A 21,337-nucleotide genomic window follows, 5' to 3' on the forward strand; every position below is an offset into this window, starting at 1 on the left:
ATTTATTTATTCCTATCAGCATAACCAAACACTTTTTGTAATAGCGTTGTAGACCTGGAATTGAAATCATTTCTGATTTTTAATTCTTCTTGTGCAATTTGTATAAACATGCCTTCGATTGCTTTTTGTGCTACATAAGCAGAAAGGTCTGTGTTTACCGGATTAACCAAGGGTAACCTGTTGTATTGCAAAGCGGCATCGCCCCAATATTTCGTGGCACCCACTTTATTTAAGCTATTATTTACCACGGGTTTAAACTTCTCTAGCAGTTGTGAGGTGGTTACACGCTTAAAATAGGCCGTTGCGGCGTCATTATTCCCTAGTAAAATATTTGTGGCATCGCTGATGGTCATTTGTTTAATGGCGGAAACAAAAATAGGCTTCGCTTCTTTTGCTGCATCTTCTGCAGCGCGATTTAAGCTGGTCACCACATTGTCAGCCAAAGATCCTAATCCGAGTGTGCGTAAAGTTTTCTCTACTTTCTGTGCTTCTGTTGGGAATAATATTTTTACAGCCATATTACCTAAAAAGCCATCTTTTGCGGCAAGTTTATCGGCGCCGGCTGAAGTTCCAAATGTTAAAGCTTGTTTTATACCTTCTGCCATTTCAAATGTTGTGGGGTTGCCAGCGCTGGGTATTTGTTTTAAAATATTGCCAAGTTGGGCCTGACTTTGGACATCACAACCACCTAATACGATTAAAAAGGCGCCAAGGAGGAAAGGGATAATTTTATTCATGTTTATTTTTTTGTTGTTTTAGCAAATTTGCGGCCAGCGATAGAAGTATGAGAAAAAATAATTATACTTGAGTTGATTTTAGTGATAAAAACCTTGAAGTTAATCCAACCTAAAACCGGTAATCCTGCCCAAAATGATGGCACCCTTATTGCCCTCTATAAAAAGAATGGCGATCTGGAGGTGTTGGCTCAACTTTATGGGCGTTACATGCATTTGGTTTATGGGGTGTGTTTAAAATACCTCCAGGATGAAGAACTGAGTAAAGACGCAGTAATGCAGATTTTTGAGGAGCTTGTTGTGAAATTAAAAATTCATGAAGTGCAGAATTTTAAAAGCTGGCTTCACGTGCTTTGTCGTAATTATTGTTTGATGGCGCTTCGGAAGTCCTCTAAAAATAAAAACGTCCCTTTGGAAGATACATTTGTGGAAAACACAGATTTCGTGCATCTGAACTTTGACGATACTAAAGAGCAACAGCTTAGCCTAATAGAGAAGTGTATGGAAAGCCTTCCTGAAGAGCAACGAATTAGTGTAGATCTGTTTTATTTACAGGAGAAATGTTATAAAGAAATTGCTGAAATTACCGGTTATGAGCTGCTGAAAGTGAAGAGCTATATCCAGAATGGAAAGAGGAATTTAAAAATTTGTATTGAAAGGAACAGCAGTGATTAAAGATTGGTTGGCTACAACAGTATTAGAAGATTACCTTGACGGAAAGCTGGATTCCTCAGCGATGTACCAGGTGGAGCTGCATGCACTGGAAGATCCTTTTGTGGCTGAAGCTTTAGCGGGTTTATCTGAATCGCCAAAACGTTCCCTCCAATCGATTTCTTTGTTGCAAAAACAATTGCATGACCGGGTTGCTCAACAAAAAACCTATAAAAAAGAGGCCGTTGTTACCTGGCAGCGCTTAAGTATTGCTGCTGCTGCTGCCGTTATATTTATATTGGTCAGTATTATTTTTGTGATGAAAGAAAATGCATCCAGAGCGCAGCAGACCAAACAACAACAGGAAGCTGCAGCAACGGTAACAACTTATTTAACTGCTGCACAGCCTGTTGGAGGTTATCAAGCCTATCAGGTTTACCTCGAAAAAAACAACAGACTTAAAAGTAATAAAATAAATCAAATGGTGAGCCTGACCTTTGTGGTGCAGAATGACGGGAGTGCTGCTGCTTTCGAAGTTTTAAAAAGCCCAGGGAAAGTATATGCTGAAGAGGCTATTCGCCTGATTAGAGAAGGCCCTAAATGGGAACAAACTGCTAAAGAGGAGAGAAAAGTAAGCTTGAGTATTGGGTTTTAGTTATTTTAATCTCCCAGAGTCAGCTGCCTAATAAAGCTCTGGTTAAGTAAAGCCTAACTGAAAAGCCCTGTCATTTTATGTATGACAGGGCTTTTTTTATTTTTAACTATTTTTTATCAACAAATTGTTTTTTTGTTAAAAGAAGAAAAGGTGGATGATCGAAAATACGATGGCTGCCAATACAGCTGATACAGGAATTGTTAAAACCCATGCCCAAAGCAGGCTCACTGTTACTCCCCAACGTACTGCAGAAACCCTTTTTAATAAGCCAACACCAACAATTGATCCGGTGATGGTATGCGTAGTGGATACTGGAATACCGAAGTGTTCAGTCATACCTAAAGTTATGGCACCCGCAGTTTCTGCAGCTACACCTTCAAATGCAGTAACCTTGGTGATTTTGGAGCCCATGGTTTTTACAATCTTCCAGCCGCCACTCATGGTGCCTAGCGCAATTGCGGCATAACAAGATATGGGAATCCATTCTGGCATGGAATCGCCAGTATGCAAAACATTCCCAGCAACCATCGCTACATAAATGATACCCATTACTTTCTGTGCATCGTTACCACCGTGTGTAAAACTTAGTGCAGCAGAAGAAACCAGTTGTAGTCTTTTAAACCATTTTTCGGCAACAGAGGGCCGTGCATTCTTGGAGATATGCAAAATAATAATTGAAATGACTACCGAGACCAACATACCAATAACTGGTGCAAGGACAATAAAGGCAACCACCTTAAATATAGGCGCAAAATTGATGGCAACTAATACATTGTGCCCCAAAAAGGCGGCTTTCGTCATTCCAGCACCTGCAAATCCACCAATAAGCGTATGAGAAGAGCTGGATGGAATACCAAACCACCAGGTAAATAAATTCCAGGCAATTGCAGCAAGTAAACCAGCTAAGATTACTTCTAGTGTAATATAGTTTTCAACCACGGTTTTAGCAATGGTGTTAGCTACTTTGTGGTCTGTAAAGTAAAAGTAAGCAGCAAAGTTGAATACTGCAGCCCAAAGAACTGCTTGAAATGGCGTCAGTACTTTGGTAGAAACAATTGTTGCAATAGAATTCGCTGCATCATGAAAACCATTGATATAGTCGAAACCAATAGCCAGTATAATTACAACGACCAATAAGGTAAAGGTAGGATCCATTTTTTATTTTTAAGCGTTCTTTACCAAAATAGATTCCAACACATTCGCTGCATCTTCACATTTATCTGTTGCAAGTTCTAAGGTTTGAAGAACTTCTTTTTGTTTAATCAACTCAATGGCATTTGTCTCAAAGTCAAACAAACGGGCAATAGCCAGGTTACAGATATGATCTGCCTGATTCTCTCCACTGTTTATTCTAACGCAGGCATCAGCAATTATACGAATGTTTTTAAAACTCCTGAGTTCTTTAATGGCTTTCTCCAAATCGGTACACATTTCTACCAGCAATTCTGCCAGTTTAATCATAGAGTCACCAATTACAACAATATTGTATAATTCAATGTTTGTAGCTGAAGCATGGATATAATCAGCAATATCATCAACAGCACTGGCAAGGGAGTGAATATCTTCCCTGTCAAATGGGGTAATGAAGTTCTTGCTGAGTTCAAGAAAAATGGAGTGAGTAATGTCGTCGCCTACATGTTCCAGGCGTTCTATTTCTTTAATATGTTCTTTTCTTTTTTCCAGATCAGAAGTATTCAAGGCAATTAATAAAGCTTCCGAAATCTTTACCGCATTGTTTGCGGCTTGCTCAAATAGAGGCTGGAATTTTTTATCTTTCGGCGTAAAGAACTTAAAAATATTGTTCATCGGTATGTTTTTGTTTCTTTTATTTGTTCGCTGGGACTTACCTGTTCCGGGCAGATAAAATAAAATATTTTACAAAAGTAGGATTGCAATGTTAAGTTAGTGTTAAGTATTAGGATTCTTATTATTAATATTAAATTAACTTGCCTTGGCTAGGGTAAAAGCAAAAGTAGTGCCTATTTGCAACGTACTTCTAACCGAAATAATTTGTTGGTGTGCTTCAAGTATGTGTTTTACAATGGCTAAGCCTAAACCCGTACCGCCAATTTCTCTAGACCGATGGGAATCTATTCTGTAAAAGCGTTCAAATAATCTCGACAAATGTTTCTCTTCAATACCAATTCCATCATCAGTCACCTCAATTAAATATTGGTCATGCAGTTCAAAAATCTTAATTGCTGTAGAACCATGGTCTTTACCATACTTTAAAGAATTCTGAATCAAATTAAGCATTACCTGTCTTATTTTCTCCCGGTCGGCTCTTACCATAGCGGGGTGGGTATATTTCTCTTTAAAAAACAGTTTGATGTCTTTAATTTTAGCTTTATCTTCCATTGCTTCCATCACCTCCTTAGCGAGGTTTACGAAGTCAAATTTTTGAAAGTTGATAGGTACCTGACCGCTTTCTAACTTAGAAATCGCATCCAGATCGTTAATGAGATACGTTAAACGCTCAACATTTTTTTCTGCTTTCTTTAAAAAAAGTACAGCTCTGTCGGGATCTTCAGTCATACAGTCTTCTAATGCTTCTATATATCCCTGGATAGCAAATAAAGGTGTTCTAAATTCATGGGACACATTGGATAGGAATTCTCTTCTATACTTTTCCTGTTGTTTTAAAATATCAATTTCCTGCTTTTTAGCGCCTGCCCAATCTTTTACTTCTTGCTCAACGTCATTGATAGGGTCATTACTGACGTATTCTCCCAAGGCATCTTTCAGATCCTTACCCAGCTTTAAGTTGTGTATAAGTTTGTAAATCAGTTTGACCTTTGAATATATATATTTTTCCAGCAGGTAATAAAACACAATAAAGCTGGTGATGAAGGAAATCCCAAAGGAGATCAACATGTAATACCAGCTATTTTGGAAATGATAATTGACTAAGCCAATAGAAAGCGCAACGGCAAGCGCAGTAATGAGAACTAATACACTTAACTTCATAGCAGCAATTTACAAGATTATTTTAAATAGCCAAATGGAAGTATCTTTTTTTGTTTTGTTTAAGAATACGGTATATAAGTTAGCTGTTTATTTTATTCCTTCCCATTCTGCGTAAAATTGCTGCAAGTAGATTTGCATAAACTCATGTCGTTCTTCAGCCATTTGTTTTCCAGCAGGCGTTTTCATCAAGTCTTTTAAAAGCAGCAACTTTTCGTAAAAATGATTGATTGTTGGCGCAACTGTATTTTTATAGGCTTCCTTATCTGGATATTGCTGCGGTTTTATTTCAGGATCATAAAGCACCCTGTTTTTGAAGCCGCCATAAGTAAATGCTCTTGCAATGCCTATGGCACCTATAGCATCTAAACGATCAGCATCCTGTACAATATCCAGTTCTTTTGAAGCGAAAGTAATTTTCCCTAAACTAGCTTTAAAACTAAGGTTTCTAATGATTTCCTGAACGTGTTCAATGATAGCCGTTTCCAGATTCAGACTTCTTAGGAAATCTCCGGCAATCTGGGGGCCAATTTCTTCATCGCCGCCATTAAATTTGCTGTCTGCAATATCATGTAATAAAGCAGCTAAGGCCACCACCAGTGTATCGCCTTTTTCCAGGTTATTGATTTGTTTGGCCGTTTTATAAACCCTTTCTATGTGAAACCAGTCGTGCCCGGTTTCAGCACCTGCTAAAGTTTCCTTGACAAAATCAATCGTTTTGCTGATGATGATCTGCTCCATGTTAATTAATCTTGCGGTGTTTTTTGAACAGGTCTTTCTTCTTCTGCTCTGCGTGTGCCATCATACAGTTCATATTCCATCATACGGCAATCTAATTTGCCATTGTAGAATTCAATTTTACGAGAAGCTTTAAGACCTATCTTCTTAGCAAGATCAGGGTTTCCCGTAAAAATATAGCCTGTATAACCTTTGCAATTCTGTTTTAAGAAATCTCCGATTCGTTTATAAGTTAATTCCAGTTTGGAGTGTTCTCCCAGACGTTCGCCATATTCAGGGTTGAAAATAACTACACCTCTGCTGCCTTCGGGAACAGGTGTATCTGCAAAATCGCAAACCTCAAAGGTAATGAAGGTGTCTACACCAGCAGTTTTTGCATTCCTGCGACTAATTTCAACGGCATCTTCAGAAATATCTGATGCAATAATGGTAAGGTCTGCATTTTTAATAACCTGTTCTTTTAAAATTCTGCGCTCAGCAAAGAAAACTTCTTCGTCGTAACCCAGCACATGCATAAAACCATAATTCATTCTATACAAACCCGGACGGCGGTTGGTTGCAATTAAAGCAGCTTCGATGGCTAATGTGCCAGAGCCACACATGGGGTTAATGAAAGGCGATTTTTGGTCCCAGGTAGTGGCTAAAATTGTACTAGCAGCAAGCGCTTCCAGCATTGGTGCTTTTCCGGGGATTTTACGGTAACCATGTTTGGCAAGAGTTTCGCCAGAGGTATCTATAAAAACATCTGCTTCGCTGTCTTTCCAATATAAATGGATAACGGTTTTATTTCCATCAGAACCAGAGTTCGGACGAATGTCTTTTTTTGCTTTGATACGATCCACAATAGCATCCTTTACTTTGAGATTAGCGAATAAAGGGGTGGTAATGGTAGGGTTATCTACATTGGAAGTCACCGAGAAATAGCCAGCAAAATCTATCAGTTCTTCCCATTCTATATCCACAACTTCGCGATAAAGCTCTTCAGGATTATTGGCTTTAAAACTGCTGATGCAGTATAAAATCTGGCTGGCGCAACGCAGGTTCAGATTAAGTTTTATACATTCCGTTAAGGTAATGTTTAACTCTACACCCGTCGGGAAATCCCTGACGATAGTGTAACCCAATGACTTAACTTCCTCTACCAGGTAGGGTGAAAGTCTTTTGTTGCAGGTTATGATAACCTTATTGTTTGTGTGGAAAACTTGCATCATATATTGTGCGAAGTTATCAATAAAAATATAGAGATTTGAATTTCAAAGTATAATATAAGAGTATTTGTTATGGAATTAAAAGGAAAAGTGCACGAAATCGGTGCATTACAACAGGTGAGTGAGACTTTTAAAAAACGTGATCTAATTATAGAGTATGCTGAAAACCCTACTTATCCAGAATATATCAGGTTTGAAGCTCTGCAAGATAAAACTGGTTTATTTGATAGTTTGAAAGTTGGTGACAATATAGAGGTTGCGTTTAATTTACGGGGTCGCCCGTGGACGGATAAAACCGGTAAAGTTTCTTATTTTAATAGTTTAGTAGTTTGGCGTATCAATGCATTGAACAATGCAGCAGGTACAACACCAGAATATGCTCCGCCTGTAGATTTAAACAGTGCACCGGGCGATGAAGATGATTTGCCGTTTTAAAGATCTTTTTTAAGAAAACAGTTTTAATAATTAATGCCGGGATTTTTTCCGGCATTTTTTTATGCGACATAATTGAGGTTCTAAGCTATTTTACCCTTGATTTTACGTAAGTTTTGAAGTAGATTCTTGTCTTTATATTCGAGTTAATATTAACTTAATATAAAATAGTTAATTTTATATCCTTATGGAGAGTTCAAGAAGAAATTTTATTAAAAATACCAGTCTTGTGAGCTTAGGCTTCATTGGATTAAATAATTATGCTGCAAATGCAACGATGGGCTTTTTTGCATTACCTGGGGCTGGCTTTGGTCCGCTTAGTTATCAGAATGGTGACGTGCTCAGTCTTCCTAAAGGATTTATAGCAAAGATTATTTCCCGGAAGGGCGATATGATGAACGATGGTCTGCTGATGCCTGGAATGTATGACGGGATGGGAACTTTTTCACATCAGAATGGTAAAACAATATTGATTAGAAACCATGAAAATAGCCCTGGAGCAGACGAATTAGGTCCTTTTGGGAAAAACAATGAACTGATCAATAAAATCAATAAAAATAAGATCTATGACTTTGCCAAAGGTGATGACACCTGCGTTGGTGGCACCACGACTTTGGTGTATAATGAAAAAACACAAAAAGTAGAATCGCAATATTTAAGTTTAATTGGAACGGTGAGAAACTGTGCTGGTGGTATAACGCCATGGAAATCATGGATCACTTGCGAGGAAAGTAGTTTGAAGATGGGACATGATGGCGGCAGTCTGGAAAAAGACCATGGATTTAACTTTGAAGTCCCAGCTACAGAGAGAATTGGCATTGTTGATCCACATCCAATTAAGGCAATGGGTAGATTTACACATGAAGCAGTTGCTGTTCAGCCTCAAACAGGTATCGTATACCAAACAGAAGACGAAGGTGATAGTCTTTTTTACAGGTATCTTCCAAATGTTTATGGCAAATTACATAGCGGTGGAAAGCTCCAGTGCCTTGCCATCAAGGAATGGAAAAGTGCTGATACCCGCAATTACAACACTTTAACTACTGAAAAGTTCCCTGAAAAGAAATCCTTTGAGGTTGAATGGCTGGATCTTGATGACGTGGAAGCACCCGATGGTGATTTAAGACTCAGGGGATTTAAACTCGGAGCTGCCAGGTTTTCGAGGGGTGAGGGTATTTGGTATGGCAAGAACGAATTGTTCTTTGCTTGTACCGATGGAGGAAAAAACAGGAAAGGGCAAATATTTAAATATACGCCAAGTAAGTTTGAAGGAAAGCCTGGTGAAAAAGATGCACCAGGTATAATGGAATTATTTTTGGAGCCAAATGATGTTGAAACTTTTCAAAACTGCGACAATCTGACAATTGCTCCCTGGGGAGATGTAATCATTTGTGAGGACAAAAAAGACCCACGGATAATAGGTATTACACCACAGGGAAAAACCTATGTTATTGCAAAAAATATTGGTTATCGGGCTTCAGAATTCGCAGGGCCGGTATTTTCTCCTTCAGGAAACACCCTTTTTATAAATATTCAGTCACCAGGGCTAACTCTTGCTATAACTGGTCCATGGAAAAGGAATTATACGACTGGATAATTGAGCTACGTTAACATGCCCCATACCGATAATTAATCGGTATGGGGCATGTTTTAATGAATTCTTATTTTTCATCCGGAACGCAGATTGGCTATCAGCGCTTTACATTGTTGCTTTTACGTTAAAAAGTGTTAAAATGATGCGTTTCTAATAATGCTTACTTAGTTTTGAATATATTATGATTAGCTGGTAGGGTTTACTGGTTTCAGCATCATAATAGAGAATATGGCTTCATATCCTTTAAAATTTTAGTTTAGCAATGAAAAAAACAAGTTTTTGGCTGATTACCGCATTGATGACAATTGCACTGGTTGGTGTAGTGGTCATGCAATTGTATTATATCAGACAGGCTTATCAACTCAATTCCAAACTTTTTGAACAGAATGTAAGTCAGGCTTTAAATGCTGTTGTCAGCAAAGTTCAGCGTAGAAATGCTGCTACTTACATAGACAAGAAAGATTTTGAATGGCGCTTAAAACGAGAACAAGAGCAAAGGAATAAAGAAAAATCAATTCTTCTGCTTGCAGAAAAATATAAGGAAGAAGAAAGACAAAGGAAAATCAGGCAACAAAAGATCATTATTGACGATCTGAATTTTCAGGACAGCATGATCAGGGTTAAGTTTTATAATCCGGCGATTATAACCGAAGCTGAATATTTTGCTTTAAGCAATCAATCTACCACACCATTGGATGTAGATGTTAATGTAGGCTTTGACCAAGACCTGCAAATGGTTGGGGGTAATGTTCGTAAAACCTTTCGTTTAAAAGCCAACAAAACTTTCAATATTAAGCCTGAAAAACTACCTGACAGCATCAGGTACCTTGCATATAGCCCTCTTGACGGACAGCCACTTAAAGTTTCACTTGCTAGTGTTGATGGGGTATTAGATGTTAAATTTAAAAGTGAGGATGCTCTCGCCGAAAGACGTTATAGCCAGGAACTTAAAAGATTAAAGACAGATACGCTTGATATTTTTAACTCTGACAACTTTAACCTGGTGGAAGAGGCAGCCAAAGAGATGCAGCAGGAAAATGTGCCTATCACACAAAGGGTCTCTGAAAATGTATTAGATACGCTAATTAAGAAAGAATTGCTCAATAAAAACATCAACTTGCCTTATAACTTCTGGGTTAAATTGGCACAGCGTGATTCTGTCTTGTTTAAAAAGGTTGCGAATGAAGATGTAGCAGCTTCTCCATCCAATACTTTTCAAACCACCTTATTCAGTAACGATATTAAACGTGATCCTGGGATGCTTTACGTAAGTTTTCCCAATAAGAATGCTGCTATATTTAACAATATGGGAGCCACGCTGGCTTCTTCAGGAGGTTTGCTGCTGGTGCTGATTTTTATCTTTTCTTATACTTTGTATGCTATTTTAAGACAGAAAAAAATCTCTGAAATGAAAACGGATTTCATCAATAACATGACCCATGAGTTTAAGACGCCTGTGGCTACCATTATGATTGCCAGCGAAGCACTCAAAGATTCTGAAATTACTGCTGATAAAAGTCGTATTAAAAGACTTGCGAATATTATTTATGATGAAAACATGCGCCTGGGTAATCATATTGAACGGGTTCTCAGTATTGCGCGGCTAGAGAAAAAGGAATTGCATCTGGAATGGGAAGATGTAATAGTAAATGATTTGATTGCTGCGGTAACGGATAGCATGTGTTTGCAACTGCAGAAACGCGAAGCAACAATGACTTTACGCCTTGAGGCACAGAATTCTACAGTTCTTGGTGATGAGTTGCATCTTTCCAATATTATATATAACTTGATAGATAATGCCAATAAATACAGTGTAGAACCTCCCAGAATTACCATCACCACCATCAATTCCAATAAAAATTTAATTATTAGTGTAGCTGACGAAGGTATTGGTATAGAAAAAGACTATACAAAGCGTATTTTTGATCAGTTTTATCGCGTGCCGACTGGTAATCTGCATGATGTGAAAGGCTTTGGACTTGGCTTAAATTATGTTCAGGATATCGTGACGCAAATGAAAGGTAACATTAAAGTGCGTAGTGAGAAAGATAAAGGAACCGTTTTTGAAATTACCTTGCCACTTAAATCAATATCCTGAAAGCTTCATCACCTTTGAAAAATAAATTATATACCAATGAAAAAAAGCTAATGAAAAAAATACTATTGGTTGAAGATGATCCTAACCTGGGTTTACTTTTACAGGATTACCTGCAATTGAAAGGTAAGTTTGATGTGGTGTTATGTGTAGATGGAGAGGAAGGAATCCGTGCTTTTAATAAGCAACATTTTGACCTTTGCATTCTGGATGTGATGATGCCCAAAAAAGATGGCTTTACTTTAGGTAAAGAAATCAGGAAAACTAATCAGCAGGTCCCCATAATATTTGCTACTGCTAAGGCAATGATGGAGGATAAATCTTTAGCCTATGATTTAGGAGGTGATGATTATATTACAAAACCTTTTCGGATAGAAGAGCTTTTGCTGCGGATTAATGCCTTGCTTAAAAGGGTTTCTGCAGCTAAAGAGGCTGAAGTTAAAGAACCTGTGCAAACAAATTTTCATATCGGCGATTATGAGTTTGACTATACCACACAACTGATCTGGCATAACGGTAAGCAGCAAAAATTATCTACCAAAGAAGCCGAACTCCTGCAACTGCTTTGTTTAAAAAAGAATGCCGTATTAACTAGGGAAGAGGCACTGCTTAGCATCTGGCACGACGATAACTATTTTAACGGCAGGAGTATGGATGTGTTTTTAAGTAAACTGCGGAAATATCTGCGGGAGGATCCAAAAGTTGAAATATTAAATGTTCATGGTAAAGGTTATAAACTTTTAGTAAATTAAGCTTCTTGTTTTTTAGTTTTAACACTTAATCGCTGCAAATGAAATGGCCTTCCCTGCAATCTTTATGGCATGATACCCAAAAAGTAATCCTTCGTTTTCCATTACAAGTGTTAGTAACCCTACTGGCTAACTTAATCTGTTTTTCTTTAGTTGAGTATAGTGGCAGCTCTTTGAATGAAGCTGAATTAATAAAGCTAATTCTTTTATGTAACCTGGCACTGGTTTTATTATTGTCGGCAGACCTATTTGCTGAAGTGAATAACTTCAGCCTTGTAAAAAAATGGGGCCTCCGATTGGTTTGCCTTGGTATTTGTGTGGTGCTTTATTTTACTCTTCATCCGTATCTTTATATCGCTGATTGGTATCGCATTGGCTTATTCGCTTTTTCTTTTCATCTTTTGGTGGCTTTTGCACCTTTTATAAAAAATGGAAACCTCAGTGGCTTCTGGGAGTATAATAAAGTTTTATTTCTGCGCATTTTAACAGCAGGAATTTATGCTGGGGTCCTTTTTGCGGGGTTGGCCGTTGCACTTCTGGCTATAAATAGCCTTTTCAATGTGAAGATCGACTCCTTTGTATACTTGCGTTTGTTATCAGTTGTGGGTATTAGTCTTACGACACTCTTTTTTCTCGCTGGTATACCCGCAGATTTTAAGCGCATCAATGAACTACAGCATCCTTATCCTAAGGGATTAAAAGTATTCACCCAATATGTATTGATTCCTTTATTGGTTATTTACTTCGTTATTTTGCTGGTTTATGAAGTGAAAATTCTCCTCAGCTGGCAATTGCCAAAAGGTATGGTGTCGACACTTATCCTCGGTTACTCGGTATTCGGCGTGCTTTCTTTGTTGTTAATTTATCCCATTAAAGAACAGGAAGGGAACGGATGGATCAGACCGTTTTCCCGGTGGTTTTACTTAATGATGATTCCACTTGTCGTGTTATTGTTGCTGGCGGCATGGAAACGCGTAGGGAATTATGGAATACAGAGCCGCGGTATATTCTGGTCATTTTAGTGCTGTGGTTGTCTATAATTACCGGTTATTTTCTGATTAGCCGCAAGGATAATATAAAAATAATTCCTATCAGTTTATGTGTCCTGGCCTTATTAGCAATATACGGTCCACAAAGTGCTTTTTCCGTTTCCCGCTATTCACAAAGCCAAAGGCTTAAGAAAATATTGAATGCGAAGGATGCCTATGCCCAGAAAGAAAAACCTGCAATTATTCGATACCTGGTGTTAAACCATGGGTTGGAGTCTTTACAGCCATTTACAACAGTTGACCTCCAGGCGGTTAGTCAGCACATAGAAAAAAAATCAGGGTCCTTAAAGCGTTACGCTTATCAACGTGAAAATGATTTGTTGGATACTGCATTTGCATTATTCAAAGTGAATAAGGCAGCAGCAAAAAGCAGAAGCTCGACGGTGTTTTTTGTCACTAAACAAGAAGGTATTGTAGCCGTTAAAGGTTTTGATTATGTAACGGTTATCAATAGCTATGCACAGAAACAGGACAACACTTTGAATGGCGCTCCGCTAATTATAGAAAAATTGGCAGATAATAAATTACAAATAAAAATAGCTAATGATCCCATATTGATTATAGATACCAACCCAAGAGTAGATTCGATTAGAAACGCTTACCTTAATGGAAAGATGGAACAACAACCAGGTAGTAAAAATCTTTATCTTCCTGGTGATGGACTTAGGATAAATGTAAATGGTAAAGGGCATGAGCTTACCTTAGTGCTAACAGAATTAACATTGTCGACTGCTAGTGGAGGCGAGTCCGATAACTATAATTACAAGGGCTTCCTTTTGGTTAAGATAAAATAAAAGCACAACCTTCAGATCAATTAAGTTGATTAGCTTTGCAATATGTCTGAAACTAATCCTGCGGAGCTGGCTGCAAAATTCATCAATTATACTTCGCGACATATTTTCCTTACTGGTAAAGCTGGGACTGGGAAAACTACTTTTCTTCGAAATCTAGTTGAATTGACACATAAACAGGCAGTTATTGTTGCGCCAACTGGCATTGCAGCAATTAACGCTGCAGGGGTTACTATTCATTCCTTATTTCAATTACCCTTTGGCACTTATTTACCTAAACAGCCTGCTATGGGCGATAGTCATTTTAACCAACAATACAATACGCCCAAGTCTATCGTAAGGCATTTACAAATGAACACCACCAAGCGCCGGATATTTATGGACCTGGAGTTGTTGATTATTGACGAAGTGAGTATGCTAAGGGCAGATCTTTTAGATGCCATTGACATGGTACTGCGTTATGTGCGTAAAGATAATTCGAACTTTGGTGGTGTGCAGGTTTTGTTTATCGGTGATTTGCACCAGCTGCCTCCGGTGGTTAAAAACAACGAATGGGCTTTATTGGGTGAGTTTTATCAAAGTGCCTATTTTTTTGATGCACAGGCCTTGCAGGAAAATCCTCCTATATATATTGAACTGGAAAAAGTTTATCGTCAGGCTGATGAGGTGTTCATTAACCTCTTAAATAATTTACGAAATAATTCGGTAACGGAGCAGGATGTGGCTTTGTTAAAAACCTATTATCGGGAAGATTTTAAGCCTGGATGGAAAGATAAATACATTACCCTGACTACGCATAACCAACGTGCTGATGGGTTAAACAAGCAAAGTTTAGAGGCATTAAAAACACCTTCTCATTTTTATAAATCGCAGGTAGAGGCTGAATTCACCGAATCAGCTTATCCGGCAGAACAAAGCCTGGAATTGAAATTGGGTGCACAGGTGATGTTCATCAAAAATGACCCCTCACCAGAAAAGCGCTTTTTTAATGGAAAAATAGCGACCGTTATTTCTTTAAATCCTGATGCTATAGAAGTGGAGACAGAAGGGGCAAAAGATCGCATCATCCTGGAGAAGTATACGTGGAAAAACATCCGTTATACCACCGACAAAGTGACACATGAGATAAAGGAAGAAGTGATCGGTAAGTTTATTCAGTATCCCATAAAATTAGCATGGGCAATTACGGTGCATAAAAGTCAGGGATTAACTTTCGATAAAGCAATCATTGATATAGGTAATGCTTTTGCACCCGGACAAATATACGTTGCTTTATCTCGCTTGCGGTCTTTAGATGGATTGATATTAACCTCACAAATTTCTGGATCCGGCATTAAACAAGATCCTAACGTTGCTATGTTTTCCAGAAATAAAGTGGCCAGCACCATCTTAAATGAACAGGTTAAACTAGAAAGTGATGTTTTTCTGAAAAACTACCTTTTGAAATGTTTCGACCTCACCAACCTGGATAATTATGTTTATGAACATGTTCATTCTTATACCAAAGACCTGAATAAATCTGCTAAGCAGAAACATTATAAATGGGCACAGAAATTACTTGCTGATTTAAGCGAGCAGAAAGCTAATGCTAACAAGTTCCTTAGTCAAATCCACCGTCTTTGCATAGATAAATCTAACCAGGGCTTTAAACTCTTATTGGAACGTACTGTTGCTGCAGAACATTATTTCAACACCTTCCTGCAAAATATGTCCAAAAACATCTTTGCCAGAATGGAGCTGGTGAAACAAGAGAAGCAGATTATAGCGTTTCTAACGGAGCTAATGGAAATGGAGTCTTTGTTTTATGAGCAAAATAAAAACATACGTAAGGCAACGGCCTTATTAAAGGCCACGATTGAAGGAAAGGAATTTACTAAAAAAGATGTTTCTTTATTATTAGATGAGGCTAGCCGCGTTCTGGAGATGAAAAAGGTTTTCGCTATGTCGAATACTTTAGACTTTACGGCTAAAAAAACTTCCTTAGGCAAGAGCAAAAAGACAGTAGTTAAAGCACTAAAAGAAGATACGAAAGAGTTATCCCTGCAATTACTTAAACAGGGGAAAACCCCAATGGAAATCGCAACCGAAAGGAAGATGGTCATCGGCACTATAGAGGGGCACCTGGCCTTTTATGTGGCTAAACAAGAAATCTCCGCAAAAGAGGTAATTGGTGCCAAGAAACTAGAGCATATCTTAAAGGCTATAAAAACCCTGAAGACGTTGCAAATGAGTGCCATCCGTGAACATTTAGGCCGGGAATATACTTTCGGCGAAATTAAGATTGGGCTGGCTGCACATCTTGCTGATGAGGAGTAGTATGGGTTAAATATTAATTTCTCCTGAAAACACTTGCACTGCAGGGCCGCATAAAAAAATATTATTGAATTTGTAACCATCATAGTCAAACGCTATACGCAGGTCTCCACCCAAAACTTTAATAGGCGTACTCAGGTGACCGCTTTTTCCTGTATGCTGTGCCATTGATAATGCAACTGCTGTAACCCCAGTGCCACAGGCATAGGTTTCTTCCTCCACGCCTCTTTCAAAAGTGCGCACAAACAGGTAATCACCTTTGTCTTCAATAAAATTGACGTTTATTCCCTTTTCTTTATAGGTATCATTATTCCTGATGGCTTTACCTTCCCGGTAAACATCAAATGTTTCCAATTCTGTTACCTGCTTTACATAATGAGGTGAGCCCGTATTTAAAACATAAGCATTTCCATCTTTTTGGATGAGATTCACATCAATCATCTGTAGGTCTACCTGGTTGCCTTGAGGTGAGATTTTGGCAAAATGAGGGCCGTCGACTGCCAAAAATGTAGTTTTTGCATCTATTATCCCTAAATATTTTGCGAAGGCAACGATACAGCGGCCACCATTGCCACACATGCTGCCTGGTTTTCCGTCTGCGTTAAAATAGCGCATCTCAAAGTCGTACCCCGGATGCGATTGCAGCAGCATAAATCCATCGGCACCTATACCAAATCTTCGGTCACACAGCATTGCAATGGTTTTAGTGCTCAGTGTGTTGTGTTTTTGATGGCGGTTATCTACTATAACGAAATCGTTACCCGCACCCTGATACTTAAAAAAAGGAATCATTGTTTTTGATGAATGTGCTGTATTTAACATATTTTAACTAAATAATGAGTTTGAGAAGAGACAAATATCGGTGATATGGTATTAAATTTGATTGTTTAACAAGAAAATAACAATAATCATATATAATAAAAACCTTTACCAGGTTTTCTTGTCTAATAAAAGCGCCTGGTGCTGGAAGAAAATTAAATTAAATGCAAATGAAAAGAATAGGATTAATAGTTTTGGCTGCCTTTATAGGCGGAGCAGCATCAATTGGCGCCTATAAGTTTTTAGAGCCTAACGATGCTGAAATGTCAATTAGTGAGAAGCAACAAGTGCTTTTTGCAAATAACCCTTTAAAAGTTTCTTCAACAGGGTCTGTAGACTTTGTTCAGGCTGCTGCTATTGTTTCACCTGCTGTAGTCCATATCCGAACAACCTTTAGCAGTTCAGGAAGTAAGGAGGGTTCCCCTTTAGATATGATGGAAGAGCTTTTTGGTGGCGGAGGGAGAAGATCACGTGCACCAAGGGCTGCTTCTGGTTCTGGTGTGATTTTAACTCCCGATGGCTATATTGTAACCAATAACCACGTAGTGGAAAATTCACAAAAAGTAGAAGTTGTTTTGTCCGACAGGCGTAAGGTAATTGCTAAAGTAATTGGTACTGATCCTAATACTGATTTAGCATTGATCAAGGTTGAGGCAACTGATTTACCCATTATAAAAATTGGTAACTCTGATCAGGTGCAAGTAGGCGAGTGGGTGTTGGCAGTTGGTTTCCCATTAGATTTACAAACCACCGTAACTGCTGGTATTGTAAGTGCTAAAGCGAGGTCGATTGGTATTTTAGCCAGACAGCAACAACAACCAACACAAGACGAATATGAAGAGTACCAAAGGACAGGTAAATTGCCTTCTCGGACTAACAACAGCATAGAATCTTACATTCAAACAGATGCGGCCATTAATCCTGGAAACAGTGGTGGTGCGCTTGTTAATGCAAATGGAGAATTGATAGGTATAAATGCTGCTATAGCATCTCAAAGCGGCACGAATGAAGGTTATGGTTTTGCAATTCCTATTAACCTGGCCAAGAAAATTCTTGAAGATTTTAAGAAATATGGTGTTGTTAAACGTGGTTATATTGGGGTTACCTTTGTGCCACTGGATGCTGATTACGCGCAGCAGTTAAAAATAAATGACATCAATGGACTTTACGTTAATGAAGTGATGCCTAATGGTGGCGGTGCCGCAGCAGGTATTAAAAAAGGAGATATCATTAAAAAAGTGGACGGTATCTTGATTTACGATTCTCCAGATCTTCAGGAAAAAATTGGACGTATGAGTCCGGGTGATAAAGTTAAATTGACAGTTTTAAGAGATGGTCAGCTTAAAGACCTGAATGTTACTTTAAAAGGTGATAAAAGTGTAAATGTTACCAAGCCAGAGGTGGCAGCCAAAAGCACTGGTGCTACTATCAGTCAATTGGGAGCTACCTTTGCACCTGCATCTGAAGCAATGAAAACTAAATTTGGTGTAAAAAGTGGTGTACTTGTTACGGGCATTGAAAAAGGAAAAGTGTTCGATTCATTAGATGTTCCTAGAGGAATGTTAATACTTACTGTAAATGGAAGAGCGGTAAATAGTGTTAAAGATATTGAAGATGCTTTGCCAACCTCTAAAAATGGTATGACAACTATTTCTGGTATTGCTGAGAATCAAAAATTTACTTTTTCTTTCTAATATTAATTTTTAATTAGTGCTATTGGGAGGTCAGTTTTTGGCCTCCCATTTTTTATTAATCCTTAGAATGTTTCTAAATAGCTGATTTGTTGTGGTAATTATGTAATTAATTCATTTATTAAATACTTTTGCAATAACAGAATATAAAAAAACAAACAAATGGCAAGTTTCGGAAACGCTTTTTCCTCTTCTATTGGGAAAAAATTAATAATGGGCATTACGGGCCTGTTCTTGGTTTTATTTTTACTAGTGCATTGCTTTATCAATGCGCTAATCTTTATGAATGACGGTGGACTCACCTTTAACAAGGGTGCAGAATTTATGGCAAATAACTGGCTAATCAGGGCAGGTGAAATTGTGTTGTTTGTAGGCTTAATTGCTCACATCTATCAAGGTGCCCGTCTAACTTTTCAAAATCAGGCCGCCCGCTCGATAAAATATGCAGTTAATGATGGCAACGCAAATAGTAAATGGTATTCTCGTTCTATGGGTTTATTGGGTACACTGCTGCTTATCTTTTTAATTGTGCATTTAGCTAATTTTTGGGTAGTATCCAGGTTTATTGGTATTCCTACGCATGACGCGAATGGGTTAGAAGATCTTTTTGCGGTGATGAAAGGAACTTTCAGTAACGTTGGTATCGTAATTTTGTATGTATTGGCAATGGCTTCTTTGTGTTACCATTTGCTACACGGTTTTGCATCTACATTTCAAACGCTTGGATGGAACCACAAAAAATACAATGGCATAATCAGTAGCTTAGGTATTTGGTATTCCATTATTATATCGGTGGTTTTCGCTTTAATGCCCATAGCCATGTATTTTGATTTAATTAAATAATTTTTTGAACGTCTAAGCTTAAAATAACATGGCAGAATTAAATGCTAATATACCAGAAGGTGAATTAACCGAAAAATGGACTAAGTTACGTTCTTCAATGCCGTTGGTGAATCCATCCAATAAAAGAAGCATTGAAATCATTGTTGTAGGTTCAGGATTGGCTGGTGCTTCGGCTGCCGCTACCCTTGCTGAAATGGGATACAAGGTGAAATGTTTTTGTTTCCAGGATTCTCCACGTCGTGCGCACTCTATTGCCGCACAAGGAGGTATCAATGCTGCAAAAAACTATCAGAATGATGGCGACAGTAATTACCGCTTATTTTATGATACCATTAAAGGTGGTGATTACCGCTCAAGGGAGGCTAACGTTTATCGCTTAGCTGAAGTGAGCTCGAATATTATAGATCAGGCTGTTGCCCAAGGTGTACCTTTGGCAAGAGAATATGGTGGTCTTTTAGACAACCGTTCTTTTGGTGGTACGCAAGTTCAACGGACTTTTTATGCTGCTGGTCAAACGGGTCAGCAATTGCTTTTGGGTGCTTATAGTTCTTTGGAGCGCCAGATCGGAATGGGGAAGGTAGAAATGTTTACCCGCCATGAAATGCTTGAAGTAGTTAAAATTGATGGTAAAGCTCGCGGTATCATCGCACGCAATTTAATTACCGGTGAATTGGAACGCCATTTCGGTCATGCGGTATTAATCTGCAGTGGTGGTTACGGAAACGTATTTTACTTGTCTACCAATGCTATGGGAAGTAATGCTACTGCAGCATGGAAAGCCCACAAACAAGGTGCTTTCTTTGGTAACCCTTGCTTTACACAAATCCACCCTACTTGTATACCTGTTTCAGGAGATCATCAAAGTAAATTAACCCTGATGTCTGAATCCTTAAGGAATGACGGTCGTATTTGGGTGCCTAAGAAAAAAGATGATAACCGCAAGCCTACGGATATCCCTGAAGATGAGAGAGATTATTATTTAGAACGTCGTTACCCTGCTTTTGGTAACCTTGTTCCACGTGATGTAGCGTCGCGTGCAGCAAAAGAACGTTGTGATGCTGGTTATGGTGTTGGTAAATCTAAACTTGCTGTATACCTTGATTTTAAGGCCAATACAGAGCGTTATGGCCGTATCGAAGCAACTAAGCAAAATAACCATAATCCAGATGCGGCTACTTGCATGGCATTGGGCAGGGAAGTGATCAAAGAGAAATACGGAAACTTGTTCGACATGTACAAACAAATTACTGGCGAAGATCCTTATGAACTTCCAATGCGTATTTATCCTGCGGTACACTATACTATGGGGGGTTTATGGGTTGATTATAACCTGATGACCACAGTTCCTGGTTTGTATGCCCTAGGTGAAGCTAATTTCTCTGATCATGGTGCAAACCGCTTAGGTGCTTCTGCATTGATGCAAGGCCTGGCAGATGGTTATTTTGTAATTCCTGCAACTATTAGTGCTTATTTATCTAAAGACCTATCTACCAAAGCAATACCTACAGATCATCCGGCCTTTGTAGCAGCGGAAGCCAGCGTAAGGTCGATCATCGATAAGTTCTTCGCTATTAAAGGAACAAAAACTGTTGATTATTTCCATAAGAGATTAGGAAAGATCATGTGGGAGAAATGTGGAATGGCACGTAATGCCATACAGCTGCAGGAAGCCATTATTGAAATTCAGCAATTGCGTAAAGAATTCTGGAGTGATGTTCGTGTTCCGGGTGAAGCCAATGAGTTCAACCCTGAGTTAGAAAAAGCTGGCCGTGTTGCAGATTTCATTGAATTAGGTGAATTGATGTGTATGGATGCCATGAACAGAAATGAGTCTTGTGGTGGTCACTTCCGCGAAGAATACCAGACTCCAGAAGGAGAAGCCTTAAGGGATGATGACAATTACGCTTATGTTTCGGCCTGGGAATATTCAGGAGATGTTCAATTCACCTTGCATAAAGAAGAATTGAAATTTGAAAATATTAAGGTTGCACAAAGAAGTTATAAATAGTAA

General features: G+C 38.5%; 19 protein-coding genes. 12 read left to right on the plus strand and 7 right to left on the minus strand.

The features are described 5' to 3' along the window. Positions 1-2 precede the first annotated feature (2 nt). Complete coding sequence (locus tag AAKU52_RS02525; protein ID WP_354329882.1) at positions 3-737, minus strand: DUF4197 domain-containing protein; 735 nt, start codon at positions 735-737, stop codon at positions 3-5. A gap of 93 nt (positions 738-830) precedes the next feature. Here AAKU52_RS02525 and AAKU52_RS02530 point away from each other — a divergent pair, with 93 nt between their 5' ends. Next, entirely contained in the window at positions 831-1,409 is a 579-nt protein-coding gene (locus AAKU52_RS02530) for an RNA polymerase sigma factor (protein WP_354329884.1), read from the plus strand. After that, positions 1,387-2,040, plus strand: a complete 654-nt coding sequence (locus AAKU52_RS02535; RefSeq protein WP_354329886.1) for a hypothetical protein — start codon at positions 1,387-1,389, stop codon at positions 2,038-2,040. Before AAKU52_RS02530 ends, AAKU52_RS02535 begins: the two co-directional genes overlap by 23 nt. Before the next feature lie 135 nt (positions 2,041-2,175). Here the strand turns inward: AAKU52_RS02535 and AAKU52_RS02540 are convergent, their stop codons facing one another. The 5 genes from AAKU52_RS02540 to AAKU52_RS02560 all read right to left on the minus strand — a co-directional run bounded on the left by AAKU52_RS02540 (position 2,176) and on the right by AAKU52_RS02560 (position 6,950). Continuing rightward, positions 2,176-3,195, minus strand: a complete 1,020-nt coding sequence (locus AAKU52_RS02540) for an inorganic phosphate transporter (RefSeq protein ID WP_354329888.1) — start codon at positions 3,193-3,195, stop codon at positions 2,176-2,178. Positions 3,196-3,204: 9 nt separating this feature from the next. Continuing rightward, the gene (locus tag AAKU52_RS02545) at positions 3,205-3,846 is read right to left on the minus strand and encodes a DUF47 domain-containing protein (protein ID WP_354329891.1); all 642 of its coding nucleotides are present in this window, start codon (positions 3,844-3,846) and stop codon (positions 3,205-3,207) included. 135 nt (positions 3,847-3,981) lie between these two features. Further along, positions 3,982-5,007 carry a sensor histidine kinase gene (locus AAKU52_RS02550; RefSeq protein WP_354329893.1) on the minus strand — a complete coding sequence of 342 codons (1,026 nt, stop codon included), beginning with the start codon at positions 5,005-5,007 and terminating at the stop codon, positions 3,982-3,984. An 87-nt stretch (positions 5,008-5,094) separates the two neighbouring features. Next, positions 5,095-5,745, minus strand: a complete 651-nt coding sequence (locus AAKU52_RS02555) for an HD domain-containing protein (RefSeq protein ID WP_354329895.1) — start codon at positions 5,743-5,745, stop codon at positions 5,095-5,097. A gap of 5 nt (positions 5,746-5,750) precedes the next feature. After that, the gene (locus AAKU52_RS02560) at positions 5,751-6,950 is read right to left on the minus strand and encodes a THUMP domain-containing class I SAM-dependent RNA methyltransferase (protein ID WP_354330037.1); all 1,200 of its coding nucleotides are present in this window, start codon (positions 6,948-6,950) and stop codon (positions 5,751-5,753) included. 72 nt (positions 6,951-7,022) lie between these two features. Here AAKU52_RS02560 and AAKU52_RS02565 point away from each other — a divergent pair, with 72 nt between their 5' ends. The 7 genes from AAKU52_RS02565 to AAKU52_RS02595 all read left to right on the plus strand — a co-directional run bounded on the left by AAKU52_RS02565 (position 7,023) and on the right by AAKU52_RS02595 (position 15,976). Further along, entirely contained in the window at positions 7,023-7,385 is a 363-nt protein-coding gene (locus AAKU52_RS02565; RefSeq protein WP_354329897.1) for a DUF3127 domain-containing protein, read from the plus strand. Positions 7,386-7,569: 184 nt separating this feature from the next. Further along, positions 7,570-8,979, plus strand: a complete 1,410-nt coding sequence (locus AAKU52_RS02570) for an alkaline phosphatase PhoX (RefSeq protein WP_354329899.1) — start codon at positions 7,570-7,572, stop codon at positions 8,977-8,979. 259 nt (positions 8,980-9,238) lie between these two features. Further along, entirely contained in the window at positions 9,239-11,074 is a 1,836-nt protein-coding gene (locus AAKU52_RS02575; protein ID WP_354329902.1) for a sensor histidine kinase, read from the plus strand. Between the two features lie 50 nt (positions 11,075-11,124). Then, positions 11,125-11,823 (plus strand): response regulator transcription factor, encoded by a 699-nt coding sequence (locus AAKU52_RS02580; protein WP_354329904.1) that lies wholly within the window; start codon positions 11,125-11,127, stop codon positions 11,821-11,823. A 38-nt stretch (positions 11,824-11,861) separates the two neighbouring features. Then, complete coding sequence (locus tag AAKU52_RS02585) at positions 11,862-12,842, plus strand: DUF4153 domain-containing protein (RefSeq protein ID WP_354329906.1); 981 nt, start codon at positions 11,862-11,864, stop codon at positions 12,840-12,842. Next, positions 12,785-13,663 (plus strand): hypothetical protein, encoded by an 879-nt coding sequence (locus AAKU52_RS02590; RefSeq protein ID WP_354329909.1) that lies wholly within the window; start codon positions 12,785-12,787, stop codon positions 13,661-13,663. Before AAKU52_RS02585 ends, AAKU52_RS02590 begins: the two co-directional genes overlap by 58 nt. Positions 13,664-13,705: 42 nt before the next feature. Further along, positions 13,706-15,976, plus strand: coding sequence for a helix-turn-helix domain-containing protein (locus tag AAKU52_RS02595; protein ID WP_354329911.1), 2,271 nt, complete (start codon positions 13,706-13,708; stop codon positions 15,974-15,976). A 6-nt stretch (positions 15,977-15,982) separates the two neighbouring features. Here AAKU52_RS02595 and dapF read toward each other — a convergent pair whose 3' ends face one another. Beyond that, complete coding sequence (gene dapF / locus AAKU52_RS02600) at positions 15,983-16,765, minus strand: diaminopimelate epimerase (RefSeq protein ID WP_354329913.1); 783 nt, start codon at positions 16,763-16,765, stop codon at positions 15,983-15,985. Positions 16,766-16,962: 197 nt separating this feature from the next. On the opposite strand from dapF, the gene AAKU52_RS02605 reads away from it, so the two are divergent. From AAKU52_RS02605 to AAKU52_RS02615, 3 genes are all read left to right on the plus strand, one after another. Next, positions 16,963-18,486: a trypsin-like peptidase domain-containing protein gene (locus AAKU52_RS02605; RefSeq protein WP_354329915.1), complete on the plus strand. Its 1,524-nt coding sequence runs from the start codon at positions 16,963-16,965 to the stop codon at positions 18,484-18,486. 159 nt (positions 18,487-18,645) lie between these two features. Beyond that, positions 18,646-19,326, plus strand: coding sequence for a succinate dehydrogenase cytochrome b subunit (locus AAKU52_RS02610; protein WP_354329917.1), 681 nt, complete (start codon positions 18,646-18,648; stop codon positions 19,324-19,326). 28 nt (positions 19,327-19,354) lie between these two features. Then, positions 19,355-21,334, plus strand: coding sequence for a fumarate reductase/succinate dehydrogenase flavoprotein subunit (locus tag AAKU52_RS02615; RefSeq protein WP_354329919.1), 1,980 nt, complete (start codon positions 19,355-19,357; stop codon positions 21,332-21,334). The last annotated feature ends 3 nt before the right edge of the window (positions 21,335-21,337 follow it).

It is taken from the genome of Pedobacter sp. CG_S7 (genome assembly GCF_040544395.1).
In the GTDB taxonomy this organism is placed as follows: domain Bacteria; phylum Bacteroidota; class Bacteroidia; order Sphingobacteriales; family Sphingobacteriaceae; genus Pedobacter.

Coding starts and splice junctions, on each gene's coding strand:
- AAKU52_RS02525 (WP_354329882.1), bottom strand. CDS start 737: ATGAATAAAATTATCCCTTTCCTCCTTGGCGCCTTTTTAATCGTATTA.
- AAKU52_RS02540 (WP_354329888.1), bottom strand. CDS start 3,195: ATGGATCCTACCTTTACCTTATTGGTCGTTGTAATTATACTGGCTATT.
- AAKU52_RS02545 (WP_354329891.1), bottom strand. CDS start 3,846: ATGAACAATATTTTTAAGTTCTTTACGCCGAAAGATAAAAAATTCCAG.
- AAKU52_RS02550 (WP_354329893.1), bottom strand. CDS start 5,007: ATGAAGTTAAGTGTATTAGTTCTCATTACTGCGCTTGCCGTTGCGCTT.
- AAKU52_RS02555 (WP_354329895.1), bottom strand. CDS start 5,745: ATGGAGCAGATCATCATCAGCAAAACGATTGATTTTGTCAAGGAAACT.
- AAKU52_RS02560 (WP_354330037.1), bottom strand. CDS start 6,950: ATGCAAGTTTTCCACACAAACAATAAGGTTATCATAACCTGCAACAAA.
- AAKU52_RS02565 (WP_354329897.1), top strand. CDS start 7,023: ATGGAATTAAAAGGAAAAGTGCACGAAATCGGTGCATTACAACAGGTG.
- AAKU52_RS02570 (WP_354329899.1), top strand. CDS start 7,570: ATGGAGAGTTCAAGAAGAAATTTTATTAAAAATACCAGTCTTGTGAGC.
- AAKU52_RS02575 (WP_354329902.1), top strand. CDS start 9,239: ATGAAAAAAACAAGTTTTTGGCTGATTACCGCATTGATGACAATTGCA.
- AAKU52_RS02580 (WP_354329904.1), top strand. CDS start 11,125: ATGAAAAAAATACTATTGGTTGAAGATGATCCTAACCTGGGTTTACTT.
- AAKU52_RS02585 (WP_354329906.1), top strand. CDS start 11,862: ATGAAATGGCCTTCCCTGCAATCTTTATGGCATGATACCCAAAAAGTA.
- AAKU52_RS02590 (WP_354329909.1), top strand. CDS start 12,785: ATGGAAACGCGTAGGGAATTATGGAATACAGAGCCGCGGTATATTCTG.
- AAKU52_RS02595 (WP_354329911.1), top strand. CDS start 13,706: ATGTCTGAAACTAATCCTGCGGAGCTGGCTGCAAAATTCATCAATTAT.
- dapF (WP_354329913.1), bottom strand. CDS start 16,765: ATGATTCCTTTTTTTAAGTATCAGGGTGCGGGTAACGATTTCGTTATA.
- AAKU52_RS02605 (WP_354329915.1), top strand. CDS start 16,963: ATGAAAAGAATAGGATTAATAGTTTTGGCTGCCTTTATAGGCGGAGCA.
- AAKU52_RS02610 (WP_354329917.1), top strand. CDS start 18,646: ATGGCAAGTTTCGGAAACGCTTTTTCCTCTTCTATTGGGAAAAAATTA.
- AAKU52_RS02615 (WP_354329919.1), top strand. CDS start 19,355: ATGGCAGAATTAAATGCTAATATACCAGAAGGTGAATTAACCGAAAAA.